Below are 19,815 nucleotides of genomic sequence, written 5' to 3'. Positions count from 1 at the left end.
GGTAAGCAGGAACAGACCTCATCGGAGACACATCATGCGCACGATCCTGAAGCCGCTTGCTCTTGCCGTCATTGCGGCAATGTCCTCACAAATATTCGCGGAGCAAAACTCCGCCGACGTTGATCAGTCAGGTATCTCGCTGAAAGCCACTGCCACGCAGACCGGCGGTGTCGACAACACAACCCTGATAACCCAAAGCGGCGTAGCCAACGAAGCGGTTACCTTCCAGCTAGGTGGTTCAGGCGACTCGATCAGCCAGTATCAGCAAGGCAGCTTCAACTACAGTGAAGCACGTCAGCTGGGCAACACCGGGGCGAGCCCCGTCTCTGGCAACTTGATCCTGCAATACCAGGCAGTTGGTTCTGAGAATGTGGCGAACGCCATTCAGACTAATTCCACCGAGAGCGTTATTTCCCAAGACCAACATGGCAGCTCCAATACCGCGCAAGGCACCCAGTCGGATTCCATCGGTACAGGGCTCTACCAACTTCAAGTAGGCGACGGGAACTCTGCGACCGCTAACCAAACGTTCGCCCAGTCGACATCCACCAGCAAGCAGTACGGTTACGACAATGTCAGCAGTACCCGCCAAGACAACACGCTAGATGACACGGCTTATGTCTGGCAGGAGGGCACTGCGAACAATGCGACCGTGAGGCAGGATTACGGCAGCGTCTCCAATGTCGAGATTTATTCCTTTGGAGTCGGTAATTCGGTAACTGTGGAGCAGTACGAGGCCATCGCTTCGAATGCCGAGGTTGAAAGTAATGGCAACTACAACACGGCGATGGTCACCCAATCCGACATCTTGATGAAGGTGTCGAGCGAGCAGAATGGCGATCGCAACCAGCTCATAACGACTCAAGGTGGCCGGCAGAACACCGTTGTTTCTGTTCAAACCGGCAATGACAACGTCATCGGCCTTGCGCAAGCTGGCAGAGACAGCAGTGCTGCCATAGAGCAGTCCGGCAATCGCAACACGGCCAGCGTCTCGCAGACCGCCCCCGGCAACGAATTGCGCGCAGTGACCACCGGAAACGACAACAGCATCGTGACCGTTCAGGTTGGCGTGGTTGAGGTAAACGCGCTGGATCTTGAGCAGAACGGCGACAACAACATCATCCAGGCCTCGCAATACAACGAGGGCAACTACGCGCTTGTCAGCCAAGCCGGTACTGCAAACTTTGCGGACATTTCGCAGCATGGCGCCAGCGATAATCTGAGCGTCATTCAGAGTGGCACTTCAAATTCGGCAAGCGTAGTGCAGCACTAGGCTTATCGGCCCGCAGTCGCCATGCTGACGGGCCGCCACTGGCTACGTGCCGAGCGCAAAATGGCGATGCCTACCCGCCCTCAAGCAGAGGCATTCAGAGGATCAAAGCCGCCACTTTGAAGACCTACTTGTTAGGCCGACCTCAACCATTTGTCTGACGACCGGCACGGGATCCTTCATCGACTGGGGGAATATTCGCCCCGTTTATGGGGTCGGAACAGGCAGACTTGCCGAAGCCGGAGTAGCAATGAACAGCCTCACCGAACCACCAATACAACATCTCGACGATACTTTTTTCGACCGGGACGCACAGATCGTCGCCCAAGATCTGTTGGGAACCGTGATTCGGCATTGCGTCGATGGGCTCTGGTTGTCGGCACGCATCATCGAGACCGAGGCGTATTACGTCGACGAGAAAGCCAGTCATTCGTCGCTGGGCTACAGCCCGTCGCGACGCGCCATGTTCATGCCCGCCGGCCATCTGTACCTCTATTACTCGCGCGGCGGCGACTCACTCAACTTCAGCGTACAGGGCGAAGGCAATGCGGTATGCATCAAGGCCGGCTACCCTTGGGTCGATTCGCTGTCGTGCGAGGCATCCATCGAGCGCATGCGCAGCAACAGCCCAGCCGCCGCCGGCGGCCCTCGCCCCCTGACCCGCCTGTGCTCGGGCCAGACGCTGCTGTGCAAGGCGCTGGGACTGACAGTCACGCAATGGAACGCGCAACGCATGGACCCGACCCGCCTGCGCGTGGATGACATCGGCGCCCGCCCTGACATCATCCAGACGACGCGCCTGGGCATTCCAGCCGGCCGTGACGAGCACCTGCCCTACCGCTTCGTCGATGCAGGCTTCGCCGCGCACTGCACGCGCAATCCCTTACGCCGCGGGCAACAGGAAGGCCAGGATTACGTCCTGCTGCGCCGCGAGCTGCTGGCCAGCTGAAAAAAGCTATGCAGCGCCAACCAGGCGAATCCGGGTAATTTCCGAGGGTGCGCCGAAGCGCAGCGGCGGCCCCCAATAGCCGGTGCCGCGACTGATGTAGATCTGCATCTCGCCGACCCGCTGCAGCCCCGCCACCCACGGCTGCTGCCAACGGACGAAATGCATCCAGGGCCAGAACTGCCCACCGTGCGTATGCCCCGACAGCTGCAGGTCGCAGCCCACCTCCACTGCCGCCTTCGCTGAACGCGGCTGGTGCGCCAGCAGGATGCGGGGGGCATCGGTGGGCGCACCGGCGAACGCCGCAACCGGATCGCTTCGATGGCTGGGCCGGAACAGTTCGGCCGAATAGTCGGCGATGCCGGCCAAAACCAGGCGCGCGCCGCCGTGCTCGAGCTGAACATGACGATTGAGCAACACGCGCATCCCCAAGCGTTCGAACTCGGCGATCCAGCTGTCCGCACCGGAGTAGTACTCATGATTACCCGTGACCACGTACACCCCGTGGCGTGCCTGCAGTTGCGCCATTGGCGCAATGTCGTCCGCCAGGTCTGCCACGCTGCCATCCACCAGATCACCGGTGATCGCAATCAGATCAGGTGAGAGCCCATTGACCCGCCTGACGATTGCATCGATATAGCCGTGCTTGATCGTCGGCCCGACGTGAATGTCACTGAGCTGGACAATGTTGAAACCCTCCAGCGCCGCGGGAAGATTGCGTACCACGATGTCGCGCTCGACAACCCGAGCAGTGCGCCGTGCGTTGAGCAAGCCGAACAGCGTCACCGCCACGACAGCGGCAATCACGGCCAACGCGGAACCCCGTGCAAAGCCCTCCGGCGCCCAGCCCCAGAGCGAGGCCAGCGCCACCACGAAAGCACGCAGCAGCGAAAAAACCGCCAGGCTGGAAAAGATTCCCATCGCGAGCAGTCCGGACCACGCCAACAGCGCATTGCCCGCGCCTCGCACCAGCACGCCATAGCGCATCAGCACGGCCGATAGCGCGAGATAGGCCCACGCCAGCCCCGTGCCGAACAGCCCGAGCGAGAGATCTGAAATGAGCGTGACGCCAATGAATACATGCAGGCCAATCAGCAAAACACCAACCAATAACCGCCTATTCATGCGTGACGTCTCTTGAGTGAGGAAGCACGCCGCTTGCTTGAACAGGCGGCGTTTACGTGTGGGAAAAAGGTCAGGTAGGGCTCGATCGATCTAGCGGTCGCTCCGCCGAGGCACGGCGGAGCTCGCCTTCGCGTCCCGATGATGTCACGGAGCGGTGAGCCCTGCAGGTGGTTTTGGTAGCAATGCGTCAAACGCAGGCGGCCGCCCCCGAAAGATCAACACGGGGCGTAGAAACGATCAGTCAGCGTGTTCTCGTAATTCGCGAGCGGTGGCTCGCACGGAATTGATCAGGCGCTCCGGCGTCAGGCCGCGCCCGCCGCGGGTCATAGCGCGCAGCTCGACGCAGCCAGGGGCAGGTGCTACATCACGCCGGGGTCGGGTATCGGATCCGGCGGCGGTGGCTCCTTCTCCAGATTTTCGAGCACCTCGTCGGGCAGCGTGTCGCCGTCGTCCAGCTCGGTATCACTTTCGGCGTCGTCCAGGTCGTTCAGTGGCGACTCGTCCGCCAGCCAGGGATAGAGCGGCGGATCGCTTGGAAGGGTAATGCTGAGCATGATGGTCTCCTCGCAGGTGTGCCTGCTGCGTTAGGCAGGCCCGGGCTGCCATGGTTCGGCCCGGTCGTCCTAGCGTGTCCATTCCTGCTCGCCCAGGCACTCGCTCAGGTAGTCGAGAAAACAGGTGATGCGCGCGGCGAGCGCGGTATTGCGGTAGTACACCGCATGGATCGGCTGCAACATCCTGACGTTCGCCTCGGCCAGCACCTCGACCAACGCACCATCGGCACGATCGCGCGCGGTCATGAAGTCCGACAAACAGGCGATACCTTGGCCGGCCAGCGCCAGATGCCTCACCGTCTCGCCACTCGATGCCCAGAGGCTCGGCACGATGGGCCAAGTCTCGCCAAGAGGATGACGCAGCGGCCAGTGATTGAGGCTCTCCGGCTGGGTGAAACCGATCAGGCTGTGTTTGGCCAGGTCCTCTACCTGCTGCGGCATGCCGCGGCGCGCCAGATAGCCCGGGCTGGCCACGGCACGAATCCGGCTGCGACCCAGCGGCCGCGCATGCAGGGTGGAGTCACGCAGCGGACCGTGACGCAGCGCCAGGTCGGTGCGATGTTCGAGCAGATCGATGATCTGGTCGCTGCTGTGCAGTTCCAGCTCGATATCCGGATAACGCTCGCGAAACCCGCCGACCAGCGACACCAGCACGTGCAGCATGAAGGGTGCCGAAGCGTTGACCCGCAGCCGCCCCGCCGGACGCTGCAGGCGACGCGACATCTGCTCTTCGGCCTCTTCCACCGCTTCGAGAATCCGCCTGGCCTGAACCAGAAAGGCCGCGCCCTCCTCCGTCAACTCCAGGCGCCGGGTGGTGCGCCGCAGCAGCGTGGTGGCGAGCTTGGCTTCCAGCCGACTCAGGGCTCGGCTGACCCCCGAAGCGGTCTGCCCCAACTGCATCGCCGCACTGGATATCGAGCCGGTATCGATGACCGCCGTAAACGCCTGCAACTCGTCGAGCGTGGTTTTCATCTGTGACTCGCAGTCAATTATGTTTGGCCTGAGACCCGGTTTTTCCGCATGAGTCTGCGGTAGACACTGCGCGCCATGCAATCCAACCGGAGTTTCATCCCATGCCCATCGCCCTGCTCGCGCTGACCCTCAGCGCATTCGCCATCGGCACGACGGAGTTCGTCATCGTCGGCCTGATCCCCACCATCGCCGGAGACCTCGGTGTCAGCCTGCCCTCGGCCGGGCTGCTGGTCAGCCTGTACGCCTTGGGCGTCGCGGTCGGCGCCCCGCTGCTCACGGCCTTGACCGGCAAGGTACCGCGCAAGTTGTTGCTGCTGTCGTTGATGGTACTGTTCACTGCCGGCAACCTGCTGGCCTGGCAGGCGCCGGGGTACGAATCGTTGATTCTGGCGCGCATCGTCACCGGCCTCGCCCACGGCGTGTTCTTCTCCATCGGCTCGACCATCGCAACCAGCTTGGTCTCGAAAGAGAAAGCCGCGAGCGCCATCGCCATCATGTTTACCGGGCTCACCGTCGCCCTGGTGACTGGCGTGCCGCTCGGCACCTTCATTGGCCAGCAATTTGGCTGGCGGGAAACCTTTCTCGCCGTATCGCTGCTCGGTGTGATCGCCTTTGTCGGCAGCCTGCTCTTCGTGCCACGCAGCATTCAGCACAGCAAACCCGCCTCACTCGTCCAGCAGCTGGCCGTCCTGAAACAGCCGCGTCTGCTGCTGGTCTACGCCATGACCGCGGTCGGCTACGGCGGCACCTTCATCGCGTTCACCTTCCTCGCGCCGATCCTGCAGGAGATCAGCGGCTTTGGCGAAGGCGCGGTGAGTCTGGTCCTGCTGGTGTATGGCGTTTCGGTAGCGGTGGGGAATATCTGGGGCGGCAAACTGGCCGACCGCCGCGGGCCGATCAGCGCGCTGAAGCTCATCTTCAGCCTGCTGGCGATCGTCCTGTTGGCGCTTACCTTTACCGCCGGCAATCCCTGGCTGGCGCTGGCGACCGTACTGCTCTGGGGCGCCGTGGCCTTCGGCAACGTGCCCGGCCTGCAGGTCTACGTGGTACGCCAGGCCGAACGCTACACACCGAACGCCGTGGACGTCGCCTCGGGCCTGAACATCGCCGCCTTCAACCTCGGCATTGCCGGCGGTGCATGGCTCGGCGGACATATCGTCGCCTCCATGGGTCTCATCCATACCGCCTGGATCGGCTCGCTCGTGGTGCTGGCTGCCCTGGCACTCACCTACTGGAGCGGCCAACTGGATCGCCGATCCGCTGCGACGCCAGCGCACACGCCCAATACAGATACTCACGAGCCGGTGCTTACCGCCTCGCATTGAATTAACCAGAGAACCCACAGGAGAACGCTCAATGACCATTCCCCCATTCGGCCTCGGCACCTTTCGTCTCAAGGGTCAGCAAGTCATCGACTCGGTGAAGATGGGCCTCGAGCTCGGCTATCGCCACATCGACACCGCGCAGATTTACGACAACGAAGCGGAAGTCGGCCAGGCCATTGCCGAGAGCGGCGTCCCGCGCGAAGCGATGTTCGTGACCACCAAAATCTGGACCAGCAACCTCGGCGCGGGCCGCCTGATCCCCAGCCTGGAGGAAAGCCTGAGCAAATTGCGCATGGAGCAGGTAGACCTCACCCTGGTGCACTGGCCATCGCCCAATGACGAGCTGGCGGTCGCCGACTACATGGCCCGGATGATGGACGCCAAGCAGCGCGGCCTGACTCGCGCCATCGGCATCTCCAACTTCACCATCAGCCATATGCAACAGGCCATCGATGCCATCGGCGCTGAGAACATCGCCACCAACCAGGTCGAAGTGCATCCCTTCCTGCAGAATCGCAAGGTGGTCGATTTCGCCCGCAGCCAGGGCATCCACATCACCGCCTACATGCCGCTGGCCTACGGCAAGGTGATGCAGGACGACGTGTTGCAGCGCATCGCCGAAGCCCACAACACCAGCCCCGCCCAGGTCGCCCTGGCCTGGCTATTGCAACAGGGCTTCGCGGTGATCCCCTCCTCCACCAAGCGCGAAAACCTCGCCGCCAACCTGGAAGCGCAGACGCTGCGGCTGACCGAAGAGGAGATGCAGGAGATCGCCGCGCTGGACCGCAACGAGCGCCTGGCCAACCCCGGATTCGCACCAAAATGGGATTGATCGACAGCGCACCGGCAACGGTCGGACCGGCGGCATAAGCATTTGAAAAAGCAGGTAGAAAAAGCGCACCCGGAGGGTTGACACACAACCGCGCGGCGCGAATAATGCGCGCCACTTGGCTACGTAGCTCAGTTGGTTAGAGCATAGCATTCATAATGCTGGGGTCCGGGGTTCAAGTCCCTGCGTAGCCACCAAATTCAAAAGGGTTCAGCGAAAGCTGAACCCTTTTTTTGTGCCCGCCGTTTAGCCAGCACTACCGAGAGCGACCATGAGAGACGACTTCGACAACATCCGCGCCGAACGCGAAACGCCCTACCGTACCGCCTCAACGACCCCATCCAAGCAATACGCCGGGCTCTGGAAACAGATCGCCATCGGCATCGTGGTCGGGCATTTGTCGTTGGGGTTGATGGGTGCGGTGATTTGGATGGTTGCGGCGCAGCTGCTTATTGGGGATATTCAGATCGTCATGCCGTGGGCGGGAAAGTAGCCGGGGTAATTATTAATAGAGTGAAACCTCTCCAGAACAGCTCCTGAAAGACCACATCGACAACCACCTCCCAATGCAGGCCGAAGCCCTGCCCTCTCCCCTACCGCGATATCGCCGCTCGGAACAAATGAAACCGCGCCCGCCAGCACACCCGATGCCACTCACACCGGCGCTTCGATCCCCAGCACACGCATACGTCGGTAAACGGTTGGCCGCGACACGCCAAGCTCCCGCGCCACCGCGCTGACGTTCCAGCGGTGCTGGCGCAGTTGGTCGCGCAGTGCCGCGGCCGAGTCGGGTTCTGATGTCGGTGCCGGCTGGCGGCAGCGCGCCAGGATGGGCGGCAGGCATTCGTCCGGGAGGTCCTGCACGGTGATTTCGTTGCCTTCACAGGTCGCCAGTGCGTACTGCAGTGCGTTGCGCAGTTCGCGGATGTTGCCTGGCCAGGGATAGGCCAGCAGGGCACTCATGGCATCGCCGCGCAGATGCGGGTTGCCCGGGCGGCCCTCGGCGAGTTCGGCGAATACGCGCTCGATGAGAAAGCCTTTGTCGGCGCGCTCGCGCAGCGGTGGCAGCTTCAGCGATGCGCCGTTCAGGCGGTAGAACAGATCTTCACGAAACGCCCCGCTCTCGACCATCTGCCGCAGGTCGCGGTGGCTGGCGGCGACCACGCGGATATCCACCTTCACCGGTTTTTCGGCGCCCAGCGGCATCACTTCCTGCTCGGCCAGTACGCGCAACAGCCGGGTCTGCAGATGCAGCGGCATGTCGCCGATCTCGTCGAGAAACAGCGTGCCGCCGTCGGCCTGCTGAATCAGCCCGCGCATGCCCTTGCTGCGTGCGCCGGTAAAGGTGCCGGGGGCGTAGCCGAACAACTCGCTCTCGATCAGCGACTCGGGCATCGCGCCGCAGTTGATCGCCACGAAAGGTTTGCTGCGCCGGCAACCGCTTTCATGCAGCGCCTTGGCCAGCCGTTCCTTGCCGGTACCGGTTTCGCCATTGAGCAGCACGTTCAGCGGTTCGCTGCATAGGCGCCTGGCGCGGGCGAGCATCTTGCGCATCACCGGGTCGTCGTCAGCCAGCGCATCGAGCGCGGAATGGCCGCCGGGTGTGCTGCGTTCGATTGGCTCCGCTACCTGGCGCCGTGGCTCCATCAAGGCGGCGAAGAACAGTTGGTGGCGATGGGTGCGAAAGGCGCGGACCTGGTCGTGACTGGCATAGGGAATGCTCAGCACGTCGCCCAGCTCGCAATCGAACAGCTGATCGATGCGCGCCTGCGCCGGGGTGCCAAAGGGGCCCGGCATCATCAGCCCGTGCTCGGCCAGCAGGCCACGGGCGGCAGTGTTGCCCGCGAGCAACTCGCCATCGTCACCCAGTGCCAGCAGGTAGCGGCGGTTGATCAGGACGAACTCGCGGGAGCCGTCGAAACAGAGGATTGGCCGCTCGCAGTAGACGCGCATGAAATAGGCATCCTCGATCATCCGCGCGTACTGCTTGACCAGCTGCAGGGCGAAAGTCTGGGAATCCTTGGTCGGCGGTGAATGCAGCGCGGAGATATCCAGCACTGCCAGCAGCTGGCCGTGCGGGTTGAACATCGGCACGGCTGTGCAGGTGAGGTTGGTGTGCCAGACGCTGAAGTGATCGTGCTGGTGACAGGTAAGCGCTTGCTGTTCCTTGATGCAGGTGCCGACGGCGCAAGTGCCGGCGTGGTCTTCGCCCCAGTCCGAACCGAGGAACAGGCCGGTCTTGCGATGCGCCTTTTCGTCTGCCGGGTCGCCGAGAAACTGCACGGCGATGCCGCGGTTGTCGGTCAGCAGGATGACGTAGCCCAGCTCGGCGATCTGCCGGTAGAGCTGCTCGACACCAGCGCGAGCGACGTTGATCAGCTCGTCGGCCTGGTCCTGGTGTTCGCGCAGCACCTGCCGCGGCACGAAACGGGCTTCAGCCGGACGTGCAGGATCCAGGCCGTAGTCGTGCACGCAACGACGCCAGGAGCGCGCGATGATCGGGTCCCGGTCACCAGGCAGATGCGGCGCATTGGCCAGGGAAAGCACGGCGTCGATATGGCTGACGGGGCTGGATAGCAGGTTCATGCCTCCTCCTCGAAGTGCTCGCGCAAGACCTGACGCGGGCGCCTCCTGCGAAACGCTTTTATTGTTCTGCAATAAACGAAGGATAAACCATTGAGCCGCCTAGACCAGCCTGAACTTTAGAAGCACTTTATCTATACATGTTTTTTGACGCCCACCTGTAAAACGCTTTACAGCGCTTTACAGGTGTAACGCGTAACCTGCTTTACACATTAAATACCGCGACACCTGGCAGCTATTTAAATTACTTACGAAACAATCATTTAAGTTAAATAAACGCTTCCATATAAAGTTGGCATGGCACCTGCTCCTACCGTTTTGCGGAACACACTCTTCGCATAACAAGATCGCCAGCAGTCCGATCATCTCGGAACTGCGGGTAATAAACAGGAGCTATGTCATGCACGATTCAGCTCGCCCGCACGGCACGCTAAACCGGCGACGCTTACTTACCCTTTCCGGCCAGTCATTGCTGGCATTCAGTCTGTCGCAGCTGATCCCGGTGAACCTGCTCGCCGAGGAACGTCTGCCGGACCTGCCCGATGGCCTGTTGCGCATGGGGCGCGACGTCTTTCCCCACACGTTCATCAGCGACCACCACTACGTGCAGCCCTTGCTCGGCCTGATGGACGAGCAGCCAGCCCTGGTCGCGGGCGGCCTGGATGAACTGCAACGGCATGCGCGCGAGGTTCACGGTTCGCCGTTCGAGCAGCTCGACGAGGCCGAGCGGGTGGCCCTGCTGACCGAGATCGAAAACACCCCCTTCTTCAAGGCCGTGCGCAGCAGCCTGATGTTCGGCCTGTACGACAACAAGGCGCTGTTCCCGCTGTTCGGCTACGAGGGCTCGTCCTGGGAGTACGGCGGCTATGTCAACCGTGGCTTCAACGACCTGAACTGGCTCTGAACGCGCCGGTACGGGCTAACAACAAGAACAAGATGAGGAACACCCCATGGCAACTTTTGCCCAGGACGACGATGGCGTCGTGGTGATCATCGGCTCCGGTGCCGGCGGCGGGACGCTCGCCAACGCGCTGGCCAAACAGAAGATTCGCAGCGTGGTGCTGGAGGCTGGCAAGCGCTTCAGCCTGGAGGACATCGAGAACGACGAGTGGGCGATGTTCAAGAAGATCTCCTGGCTCGACAAACGCCAGGCCGCTGGCGGCTGGCACCTCGCAGAGAACAATCCGACCCTGCCCGCCTGGATCGTCAAGGCGGTGGGTGGCAGCACGGTGCACTGGGCCGGCATCGCCCTGCGCTTTCGTGATTTCGAATTCAAGATGCAGAGCATCAACGGCGACATCGCCGGAGCCAACCTGCTCGACTGGCCGGTGACGCTGGAGGAAATGGCGCCCTGGTACGAGAAGGCCGAGAAGCACATGGGCGTGACCGGGCCGAGCACCGGCATGGCCTATCACCCCTGGCACAACTCCTTCAAGGTGCTGGCCACCGGCGCCGAGCGGGTCGGCTACAAGGAGATCCTCTCCGGGCCGATGGCGATCAACACAGAGCCCTACGACGGCCGCGCCGCCTGCCAGCAGATCGGCTTTTGCATGCAGGGCTGCAAGATGGGCGCGAAGTGGTCGACGCTCTACACCGATATCCCCCGCGCCGAGGCCACCGGTTACTGTGAAGTGCGGCCGCAGTCGATGGTGCTGCGCATCGAGCACGACGCCAAGGGCAAGGTCAACGCCGTGGTCTATGCCGATGCCCAGGGCGCCATCCAACGGCAGAAGGCCCGGGTGGTCTGCGTAGCGGGCAACTCCATCGAGTCGCCTCGGCTGTTGCTCAACTCCGCCTCGGCGATGTTCCCCGACGGGCTGGCCAACTCCTCCGGCCAGGTCGGGCGCAACTACATGACCCACACCACCGCCGGAATCTTCGCCGTGATGCCCAAGCCGGTGAACATGCACCGCGGCACCACCTGCGCCGGGGTGATCTCCGACGAGTCCTACAACGATCCGTCGCGCGGTTTCGTCGGCGGTTACCGACTGGAAATTCTTGCCCTCGGCCTGCCCTTCCTCTCCGCCTTCCTCGACCCCACGCCCAAGGGCTGGGGCAAGCAGTTCGCCTCACGGATGGAGAAATACAACCACATGTCCGGCGTCTGGCTGTGCGGCGAAGACCTGCCGCTGGAAAACAACCGCATCACCCTGCATAACAGCGAGAAGGACCAGTACGGCCTGCCGATCCCGGTGGTGACCAAGAGCGATCACCCGATGGATGCCGCCATGCGCAAGCACGGCGTTGCCGCCACCGCCAAGTGCTACGAGGCCGTGGGCGCCACCGACGTCATCGAGCTGCCGCCCTACCCGGCCAGCCACAACATGGGCACCAACCGCATGAGCGCCAAGGCCCGTGACGGCGTGGTGAACAAGTGGGGCCAGAGCCATGACATCCCCAACCTGTTCGTTTCCGACGGCAGCCAGTTCACCACCAGCGGCGGCCAGAACCCCACCCTCACCATCGTCGCGCTGGCCCTGCGCCAGGCCGAGCAGATCGGCCGTCTGCTCAACGAGCGCGCAATCTGACCAGCCATTTCAAGGGAGCCCACCATGACCCAGCCCAACAACTCGCAGCGCCTGTGGATGTACGAGCAGATGCTGACCAGCCGCTACATGGAAGAGTGCATCGAGCGCATCTACATGGAAGGCAAGACCCCGGTGTTCAACATGGCCAAGGGGCCGATCCCCGGCGAGATGCACCTTTCCAATGGCCAGGAGCCCTGTGCGGTGGGCGTATGTGCGCACCTCGAGGCCGAGGACATCGTCACCGCCACGCACCGCCCTCACCACATCGCCGTGGCCAAGGGCGTAGACCTCAACGAGATGATGGCCGAAATCTTCGGCAAGGCCACTGGCCTGTCCGGCGGCCGCGGCGGCCACATGCACCTGTTCGATGGCCGGGTGAATTTCTCCTGTTCGGGGATCATCGCCGAGGGCATGGGCCCGGCCGTTGGCGCCGCGCTGTCGCGGCAGATGCAGGGCAAGCCCGGCGTGGCCGTGTCCTTCATCGGCGAGGGTGCGGCCAACCAGGGCGCCTTCCACGAAACGCTGAACCTCGCCGCGCTGTGGAAGCTGCCGGTGGTGTTCGTCATCGAGGACAACGCCTGGGGCATTTCGGTAGCCAAGGCCAGCGCCACCTGCATCAAGCAGCACCATGTGCGCGCCGCGGCCTACGGCATGCCGGGCGTGTTCGTCGAGAACAACGACCCGGACGGCGTATTCCACGCTGCCGGCGAGGCCATCGAGCGCGCCCGTGCCGGCGGCGGCCCGACCCTGATCGAGATCGAGACCTACCGCCTGGCCGGCCACTTCATGGGCGACGGCGAAACCTACCGCCCCGAAGGTGAGAAGGACGGCCTGATGAAAAAGGACCCGATTCCCGGCTACCGCCAACGCCTGATCGACGAAGGCGTGATGAGCGAGGCGCAAGCCGAGGAAATCGAGGCCCGAGCACGCGGCCGCATCGACGAAGCCGTGCAATTCGCCCGCGAAAGCCCCTATCCGCGCCCGGAAGAGGCGCTGGAGAAGGTCTTCGCGTAGCGGCTTTGGCGAGTTGCTCACGTCCTACGGTCCTGCTCAAAGCGTCAAAAAGCTCGCGCCGAGGGCGGCCCTCCCACAGAAGCCAAGGCCAGCACCAACCGCTTCTGTAGGAGGCGCGCCCTCGCGGCGATGCAGGCCGCGGGCCTGCCCAACGCTCCGGAGCGAGCTCATGTCCCAGCCAGAACAACAAGAGGAACACCCGATGAACAGCCAAGCCACCATGACCGCAGCCGTCTGGCACGGCCGCAAGGACATCCGCCTGGAACAGGTGCCGCTGCCCGGCGCGCCGCAACCGGGCTGGGTGCAGATCCGCGTGCACTGGTGCGGCATCTGCGGGTCCGACCTGCACGAGTACCTCGCCGGCCCGGTGTTCATTCCGGTGGACGCGCCGCACCCGCTCACCGGCATCAAGGGCCAGTGCATCCTCGGCCACGAGTTCTGTGGCGAGATCGTTGCCCTGGGTGAAGGTGTCGAGGGCTATGCGCCGGGCGACAAGGTTGCCGCCGACGCCTGCCAGCACTGCGGCCAGTGTCGCTTCTGCAAGACCGGCCAGTACAACCTCTGCGAGCAGCTGGCTTTCACCGGGCTGATGAACAACGGCGCTTTCGCTGAATTCGTCAACGTACCCGCCGAGCTGCTCTACCGCCTGCCCGAAGGCTTTCCGCTGGAGGCCGGCGCGCTGATCGAGCCGTTGGCGGTCGGCATGCATGCGGTGAAGAAGGCCGGCAGCCTGCTTGGCGAAACCGTGGTGGTCGTCGGGGCCGGCACCATCGGCCTGTGCACCATCATGTGCGCCAAGGCCGCCGGCGCCGGGCAGGTCATCGCGCTGGAAATGTCCGCTGCGCGCAAAGCCAAGGCGCTGGAAGTCGGCGCCACGCGGGTCCTCGACCCCAGCGAGTGCGACGCCATCGCCGAGATCAAGGCGCTCACCGGCGGCTACGGCGCCGACACCTCCTTCGAGTGCATCGGCCACAAGGCCACCGCCAAGCTCGCCCTCGACGTGATCCGCAAGGCCGGTCGCTGCGTGATGGTGGGCATCTTCGAGGAGCCCTCGGAATTCAACTTCTTCGAGATCGTCGCCACCGAGAAACAGGTGATCGGCTCGCTCGCCTATGCCGGCGAATTCGCCGACGTCATCGCCCTGATCGCTGACGGGCGCATGGACGTCACCCCGCTGATCACCGGCCGCATCGGGCTGGACAGCATCCTCGAACGGGGCTTCGAGGAACTCGCCAACCACAAGGACCGCAACGTCAAGATCATCGTCAGCCCCGCCGCACTGGCCGGCTGAATAGGAGAACCCCATGACCACAGCAGTAAAGGAAAGAAAACTCACCGTCGCCCGCGCCATGGCCGAAGCAGTGGCGCAGGAAATGCGCCTGGACCCGAAGGTGTTCGTGATGGGCGAGGACATCGGCCAGCTTGGCGGCGTGTTCGGCAACACCCGTGGCCTTTACGAGGAATTCGGCAAGGAGCGCATCCGCGACACGCCGATCTCCGAAACGGCCTTCATCGGCGCCGCGGTGGGCGCTGCCTCCGACGGCATGCGGCCGATCGTGGAGCTGATGTTCGTCGACTTCTTCGGTGTCTGCATGGACGCCATCTACAACCTGATGGCCAAGAACACCTACTTCTCCGGCGGCAAGGTGCCGGTGCCGATGGTGCTGATGGCCTCCACCGGCGCCGGCTATTCGGACGCCGGCCAGCATTCGCAGTGCCTGTACGGCACCTTCGCCCACCTGCCAGGCATGAAAGTGGTCGTGCCGAGCAACGCCTATGACGCCAAGGGCCTGCTGACCGCGGCAATCCGCGACGACAACCCGGTGGTTTACCTCTTCCACAAGGCGCTGCAGGGCATGGGCTGGCTGGGCACGGAGAAAGGCGCCACGGTGCCGGTACCGGACGAGCCCTATATCGTCGAGATCGGCAAGGCGAAGACCGTGCGCGAGGGCCGCGACGTCAGCCTGGTCAGCCTCGGCGCCGGTGTGCACCACGCCCTGCGCGCCGCGGCGCAGCTGGAAAAGGAAGGCGTCAGCGCCGAGGTCATCGACCTGCGCAGCCTGGTGCCGCTGGACCGCGAACACGTCATCGCCTCGGTGCGCAAGACAGGTCGACTGATCGTGATCGACGAGGACTACCACAGCTTCGGCGTCAGCGGCGAAATCATCGCCAGCGTCGTCGAGCACGACATCGGCATGCTCAAGGCTCGCCCGCAGCGGGTGGCCTTCCCGGACATCCCAATCCCTTTCACCCCGGTCATGGAGCAATGGGCCCTGCCCAACGCGGACAAGATCGTGGCCGCCTATCACGCCCTGAACAAGGAATGAACCCATGAGTAACCCAACCCCAATCGTGATCGCAGACGACCTCTGGGAAGGCGACGCCGAAGCAGTGATCACCTCCTGGCTGGTGAGCGACGGTGCCGAAGTCGCCGCGGGCGACCTGGTCGCCGAAATCATGTCGGAAAAGGCCCAGTTCGAGATCGAGGCGCCCGTGGCTGGGGTGTTGAAGATCCTCGAAGACGAAGACGCGGTGATCGCCAAGGGCGCGGTCATCGCCCAGGTGCAATAGCCATGACCCAACTGCAGATTCCGCCAATCGAGCGCGCCCCTGAACGGGTGCCGCTCAAGGGCATGCGTAAGATGATCGCGGCGAAGATGCTGGAAAGCCTGCAGACCACCGCGCAGCTGACCCACCACGCCGAATGCCGGCTGGATGCGCTCAAGGCCCGTCGCGCCGAACTCAAGGCGGCCGGCAGCGCGGTGTCGGTGCAGGATCTCGTGCTGCTCAAGGTGATCGAAACGCTCAAGGCCCATCCGGGCCTGAACGCCACGCTGGCCGACGAGCTGATCGAACGCCACGCTGCGGTGCATCTGGGCCTCGCCATCCCGCTGCCGGGCGATCTACTGGTCGCCCCTGCGCTGTTCAATGCCGAGCAGCTGGACGGCGAAGGCCTGTGCCTGGCACGCAAGGCGCTGGTAGACAAGGCCCAGGCCGGCAAACTGTCGGTCAAGGAGCTAACCGGCGCCACCTTCACCGTCTCCAACCTGGGGCTGTCCCGGGTGCACCACTTCACGCCGATCCTCAACCCACCGCAGGTGGCGATTCTCGGCGTTGGCGGCATACAGCGGCGCCTGGAACTCGGGCCCAGCGGCGAGCTGGTGGAAGTCGAGTGGATGGGCCTGTCGCTGACCTTCGATCACCGCGCCGTCAACGGATCGCCTGCCGCAGCCTTTCTCGATGATCTCTGCCGGCGGATCGAGGAGCACGCGGCATGAACGGCATCGCCCGGTTCAGCGTGGGCGCCGGCCTGAATGCCGAGCGGGCCTTGCTGCAGCGCGTCTGCGATGGGTTGTTCGACTGCCAGCTGCTGCTCTGGCGCCCCACCGGACAGGCGCTGGTGATGCCCGGCAGCTTCGAGCGCCGGCCCGGCTTCGCCCTGGCCAGCCAACGCTGCGCGGCGCAGGGCTGGCCGATCCTGCTGCGCGACACCGGCGGCGAGCCGGTGCCGCAATCATCGGCGGTGCTCAACATCGCGCTGGCCTTCGCCGTGCCGGCCAGCGACGAGACCGACAATCGCATCGACGTCGCCTATGAACGGCTGCTCGAACCCTTGGCGCTGTGGCTCGCGGAAAACCGGCTCAAGGCCGGTGTGGGCGCGGTGCCGGGCGCGTTTTGCGATGGTCGCTTCAACCTGACCCTGGAGGGCCGCAAGCTGGCCGGCACCGCCCAGCGCTGGCGGCGTAGCCGCGATGGCCGCCCCGTGGTGCTGGCTCACGCCGCGCTGCTGATCGAGGACTGGCGCGAGGCCATGGCCGACGTGGTGAACCGCTTCTACCACGCCTGCGCCAGCGACCTGCGCTGCCAGGCCGAGAGCCATCTGGCGCTCGGCGAGCGGCTGGCCGACGCCTGGGCAACCGCCACATCCCTGCCCGAGTGCTACCAGCGCGTCCTCGCCTGGCAGGGCCTGGAACTCGGCGCCCGCGCCAGCACTTATCCGCCCGAAGGCCTCGCCGCCGGACGGCACTCCCCCTTGCTTTGAATAACAACAACACGGCAGGCCATCCGGCCCGGCCATGCATCGGAGGAAACACCATGAAACATCCCCCTTCCCCGCTCCAAGGCGGCACCACCCAGCCAGCACGATGTACAGAAACTCTCTGCGGAGCCTTACCGCAGGGTCGCAACCGTCACTAACGCTGACAATTAAAGCGCAACCAAACCGGACCTGTAGTTATTGCAGTTTAAATAACAAACCTGAAAAGCAGTGATATACGCGCACGTCATGTTGCCCGCCATAAAGGAGGCAGCACTGAAGTCGTTTTACAAAAAACAAATATCAGCAGAGCTTTACCCGCGAATGCTCGTTTGAGGCGTGCCTGAAGCGAGAAACAACCCTAAACAAGGAAATAATAAAAATGAACTTCAAACAGTCAAACCTAAGGGTTCAGATAATGATGGCGGCCTCGCTTCTTGCGATGACGTCACTGCACGCATCAGACAGAGTCATTACCGACAAGGAATTATCTGATGAATCCAACACTACTGATTGGCTGGCTTACGGGAGAACACACTCCGAACAACGATTCAGCCCCCTTAAAGACATCAATGTAGACAACGTCAGCCAGCTCAAGCCTGAATGGTACGCGCCGCTGCGGGATCGATCCGATATCGTCGGAACGCCTTTGGTTGTCGATGGCGTCATGTATTACGTTGGTGAAATGAACAGAACACGTGCGTTCGATGCCCGCACGGGCAAGATGCTTTGGGAATATGATCCAAAAGTTTCCAAAGAGATCCTCGACAACAACATGAAGAAGGTTTTCTGGAAGCATAACCGGGGCCTTTCGACATACGGCGACAAGTTGTTCATTGCCACCTGGGATGGCCGCTTGATTGCAATCAACAGAAAGGACGGCAAGGAAGTCTGGCAGACCCGTACATTCGATCACGACCAGCCGTTGAATATCACAGGCCACCCCAAGGCCTTCGACGGCAAGGTATTCGTCGGCAATGGCGGAACGGAACTTGGCCCGATGCGTGGGTATGTGACTGCCTATGATGCCGAAACCGGCAAACAGGTCTGGCGTTTCCATATCGTCCCTGGCAACCCCGCCGATGGGTTCGAGGACGCAGCGCAGGAAATGGCGGCCAAGACCTGGAGTGGCCGGTGGTGGGAGAACGGCGGTGGCGGTAATGCCTGGCATGGTTGGACATACGACGCCAAGTACAACCAGCTCATCTTCGGTACCGGTAACGGGGGGCCATGGAATATCAAGGTGCGTAGCCCAGAGGGTGGCGATAACCTGTTCCTGTGTTCTGTCGTAGCCGTAGACGCGGATACGGGCGAATACAAGTGGCATGTCCAAACGGCACCGGGCGACACCTGGGACTACAACTCGAACATGGACATCGTGCTGGCCGACCTGAAAATAGACGGCAAGGATGTTGACGCCGTATTGCATGCGCCAAAAAACGGTTTCTTCTATACGATCGACCGTTCGAACGGCAAGGTACTGTCCGCGGAGAAATTCGCCGATGCTAACTGGTCGACCAAGTATGACCTGAAGGAGCAGCGCCATATCGTGGCCGACGACGCCAGGTATCCCGATGGCGAGAAGAATATCTATCCATCGGCATTCGGTGCGCACTCATGGCATGCGATGTCCTATAACCCCGAGCTGAATCTCGCTTTTATTCCTACCAACCATCTGGGCAATACCTTCAAGGACGACGGTAAAAATACGAAGCCTGGCCATAAGATGGCGAGCCACAAACTCTATCTGGGGTTAACCGGTTGGGAATTGACCAAGGACCCGCACGAGTCGCGAGGCTCCCTGCAGGCCTGGGACCCGGTCAAGAACAAGCGAGTGTGGCAGGTAAACCAGAAGAGCCCATGGGGTGGCGGTACCTTGACCACGGCTGGCAATCTGGTTTTCCAAGGCCAGCCTGATGGCCTGTTCAAAGCATATGATGCTCGCACCGGTAAGGAACTTTGGTCTTATGACGTAGGCCTCGGTATTTCTGCGCCACCGATCACTTACAAGTTGGATGGCAAGCAGATGGTTTCCCTGCTGGTGGGCCCTGGCGGTGCATTGGCCTCCAACTTCGGCGGTTCCGGCGAGTTGGGTTTTGAAAGCCATGGCTGGAAGTACGGGGCGCACGAGCGCCGGATCATGACGTTCTCGCTTGATGGAAAAGCGGTCGTTCCGAAACAGCCTGCGCCGCAACTCGCCAAGCCGATTATCGATGAGCAGTTCAAGGTCGATACCGAAAAAGCTGAGGCGGGCGCGGGTGTTTTCGCTGAAAACCTGTGCGTTGGTTGCCACGGCGCTGGGGCTGTTGCGGGTATGAAGGCGCCCGATCTACGGGAGTCGCCGTTATTGCTCACAGGCAGTGAAAAGGCGTTCGAAAGCGTCGTGCGCGGTGGTGCGTTGCTCGTCAACGGCATGCCCAAGTTCCCGGATCTGACCGATGCAGAGCTGGAAAGCATCCGTCACTTCGTTCGCAGGCAAGCACACGACGGTGTGAAGTCTGGCGGCGGACATTGAGCCGGCAACCGTCGATCGCCAATCAAACACTGAACCGGTAACGCCTACCAGCCATGTAGTCAGGCGTTACCACTGAGCAGAAACGCACGCGAATACCGTTCATGCCACAGGCATTGCG

At 62.6% G+C, this 19,815-nt stretch carries 18 protein-coding genes and 1 tRNA gene; 15 read left to right on the top strand and 4 right to left on the bottom strand.

The genetic code is table 11. The features are described from left to right. Positions 1 to 34: 34 nt before the first annotated feature. Positions 35 to 1,273, top strand: coding sequence for a hypothetical protein (locus MCB86_RS15620; protein WP_239611427.1), 1,239 nt, complete (start codon positions 35 to 37; stop codon positions 1,271 to 1,273). A 247-nt stretch (positions 1,274 to 1,520) separates the two neighbouring features. Then, on the top strand, positions 1,521 to 2,219 hold the full coding sequence (locus MCB86_RS15615) for a DNA-3-methyladenine glycosylase (RefSeq protein ID WP_239611426.1): 699 nt from the start codon (positions 1,521 to 1,523) through the stop codon (positions 2,217 to 2,219). 6 nt (positions 2,220 to 2,225) lie between these two features. Here MCB86_RS15615 and MCB86_RS15610 read toward each other — a convergent pair whose 3' ends face one another. From MCB86_RS15610 to MCB86_RS15600, 3 genes are all read right to left on the bottom strand, one after another. Then, positions 2,226 to 3,341 (bottom strand): metallophosphoesterase, encoded by a 1,116-nt coding sequence (locus MCB86_RS15610; protein WP_239611425.1) that lies wholly within the window; start codon positions 3,339 to 3,341, stop codon positions 2,226 to 2,228. A gap of 359 nt (positions 3,342 to 3,700) precedes the next feature. After that, positions 3,701 to 3,895: a hypothetical protein gene (locus MCB86_RS15605; RefSeq protein WP_052679340.1), complete on the bottom strand. Its 195-nt coding sequence runs from the start codon at positions 3,893 to 3,895 to the stop codon at positions 3,701 to 3,703. A 69-nt stretch (positions 3,896 to 3,964) separates the two neighbouring features. Then, positions 3,965 to 4,867, bottom strand: coding sequence for a LysR substrate-binding domain-containing protein (locus tag MCB86_RS15600; RefSeq protein ID WP_239611424.1), 903 nt, complete (start codon positions 4,865 to 4,867; stop codon positions 3,965 to 3,967). Positions 4,868 to 4,968: 101 nt separating this feature from the next. Here MCB86_RS15600 and MCB86_RS15595 point away from each other — a divergent pair, with 101 nt between their 5' ends. The 4 genes from MCB86_RS15595 (at position 4,969) to MCB86_RS15580 (ending at position 7,514) form a co-directional block, all read left to right on the top strand. Continuing rightward, entirely contained in the window at positions 4,969 to 6,192 is a 1,224-nt protein-coding gene (locus MCB86_RS15595) for an MFS transporter (RefSeq protein WP_239611423.1), read from the top strand. A 31-nt stretch (positions 6,193 to 6,223) separates the two neighbouring features. Beyond that, on the top strand, positions 6,224 to 7,024 hold the full coding sequence (gene dkgB / locus MCB86_RS15590) for a 2,5-didehydrogluconate reductase DkgB (protein ID WP_239611422.1): 801 nt from the start codon (positions 6,224 to 6,226) through the stop codon (positions 7,022 to 7,024). A gap of 117 nt (positions 7,025 to 7,141) precedes the next feature. Then, positions 7,142 to 7,218 (top strand) — tRNA-Met (locus MCB86_RS15585). A gap of 74 nt (positions 7,219 to 7,292) precedes the next feature. Continuing rightward, on the top strand, positions 7,293 to 7,514 hold the full coding sequence (locus MCB86_RS15580) for a hypothetical protein (RefSeq protein WP_239611421.1): 222 nt from the start codon (positions 7,293 to 7,295) through the stop codon (positions 7,512 to 7,514). A gap of 161 nt (positions 7,515 to 7,675) precedes the next feature. Here the strand turns inward: MCB86_RS15580 and MCB86_RS15575 are convergent, their stop codons facing one another. Continuing rightward, positions 7,676 to 9,607 carry a sigma-54-dependent Fis family transcriptional regulator gene (locus MCB86_RS15575; RefSeq protein WP_239611420.1) on the bottom strand — a complete coding sequence of 644 codons (1,932 nt, stop codon included), beginning with the start codon at positions 9,605 to 9,607 and terminating at the stop codon, positions 7,676 to 7,678. A 397-nt stretch (positions 9,608 to 10,004) separates the two neighbouring features. Between MCB86_RS15575 and MCB86_RS15570 the strand changes: the two genes are divergently transcribed. The 9 genes from MCB86_RS15570 to MCB86_RS15530 all read left to right on the top strand — a co-directional run bounded on the left by MCB86_RS15570 (position 10,005) and on the right by MCB86_RS15530 (position 19,697). Beyond that, positions 10,005 to 10,508 carry a gluconate 2-dehydrogenase subunit 3 family protein gene (locus MCB86_RS15570; protein ID WP_045163387.1) on the top strand — a complete coding sequence of 168 codons (504 nt, stop codon included), beginning with the start codon at positions 10,005 to 10,007 and terminating at the stop codon, positions 10,506 to 10,508. 46 nt (positions 10,509 to 10,554) lie between these two features. Then, complete coding sequence (locus MCB86_RS15565; protein ID WP_239611419.1) at positions 10,555 to 12,132, top strand: GMC family oxidoreductase; 1,578 nt, start codon at positions 10,555 to 10,557, stop codon at positions 12,130 to 12,132. A gap of 24 nt (positions 12,133 to 12,156) precedes the next feature. After that, positions 12,157 to 13,146, top strand: a complete 990-nt coding sequence (locus MCB86_RS15560) for a thiamine pyrophosphate-dependent dehydrogenase E1 component subunit alpha (RefSeq protein WP_239611418.1) — start codon at positions 12,157 to 12,159, stop codon at positions 13,144 to 13,146. A gap of 220 nt (positions 13,147 to 13,366) precedes the next feature. Continuing rightward, positions 13,367 to 14,437 (top strand): 2,3-butanediol dehydrogenase, encoded by a 1,071-nt coding sequence (locus MCB86_RS15555; RefSeq protein ID WP_239611603.1) that lies wholly within the window; start codon positions 13,367 to 13,369, stop codon positions 14,435 to 14,437. Positions 14,438 to 14,450: 13 nt separating this feature from the next. Then, entirely contained in the window at positions 14,451 to 15,473 is a 1,023-nt protein-coding gene (locus tag MCB86_RS15550) for an alpha-ketoacid dehydrogenase subunit beta (RefSeq protein WP_239611417.1), read from the top strand. 4 nt (positions 15,474 to 15,477) lie between these two features. Further along, on the top strand, positions 15,478 to 15,717 hold the full coding sequence (locus MCB86_RS15545; RefSeq protein WP_125870046.1) for a lipoyl domain-containing protein: 240 nt from the start codon (positions 15,478 to 15,480) through the stop codon (positions 15,715 to 15,717). A 2-nt stretch (positions 15,718 to 15,719) separates the two neighbouring features. After that, positions 15,720 to 16,424 carry a 2-oxo acid dehydrogenase subunit E2 gene (locus MCB86_RS15540; protein ID WP_239611416.1) on the top strand — a complete coding sequence of 235 codons (705 nt, stop codon included), beginning with the start codon at positions 15,720 to 15,722 and terminating at the stop codon, positions 16,422 to 16,424. Beyond that, positions 16,421 to 17,188: a lipoate--protein ligase family protein gene (locus MCB86_RS15535; RefSeq protein ID WP_239611415.1), complete on the top strand. Its 768-nt coding sequence runs from the start codon at positions 16,421 to 16,423 to the stop codon at positions 17,186 to 17,188. Before MCB86_RS15540 ends, MCB86_RS15535 begins: the two co-directional genes overlap by 4 nt. A 376-nt stretch (positions 17,189 to 17,564) precedes the next feature. Next, positions 17,565 to 19,697, top strand: a complete 2,133-nt coding sequence (locus tag MCB86_RS15530; protein ID WP_239611414.1) for a PQQ-dependent dehydrogenase, methanol/ethanol family — start codon at positions 17,565 to 17,567, stop codon at positions 19,695 to 19,697. The last annotated feature ends 118 nt before the right edge of the window (positions 19,698 to 19,815 follow it).

Source organism: Pseudomonas sp. KSR10 (genome assembly GCF_022355455.1).
Lineage (GTDB): Bacteria > Pseudomonadota > Gammaproteobacteria > Pseudomonadales > Pseudomonadaceae > Stutzerimonas > Stutzerimonas stutzeri_E.
The sequence above is the reverse complement of the archived record's forward strand: the minus strand, read 5'-3'. Positions and strand labels throughout refer to the sequence as shown.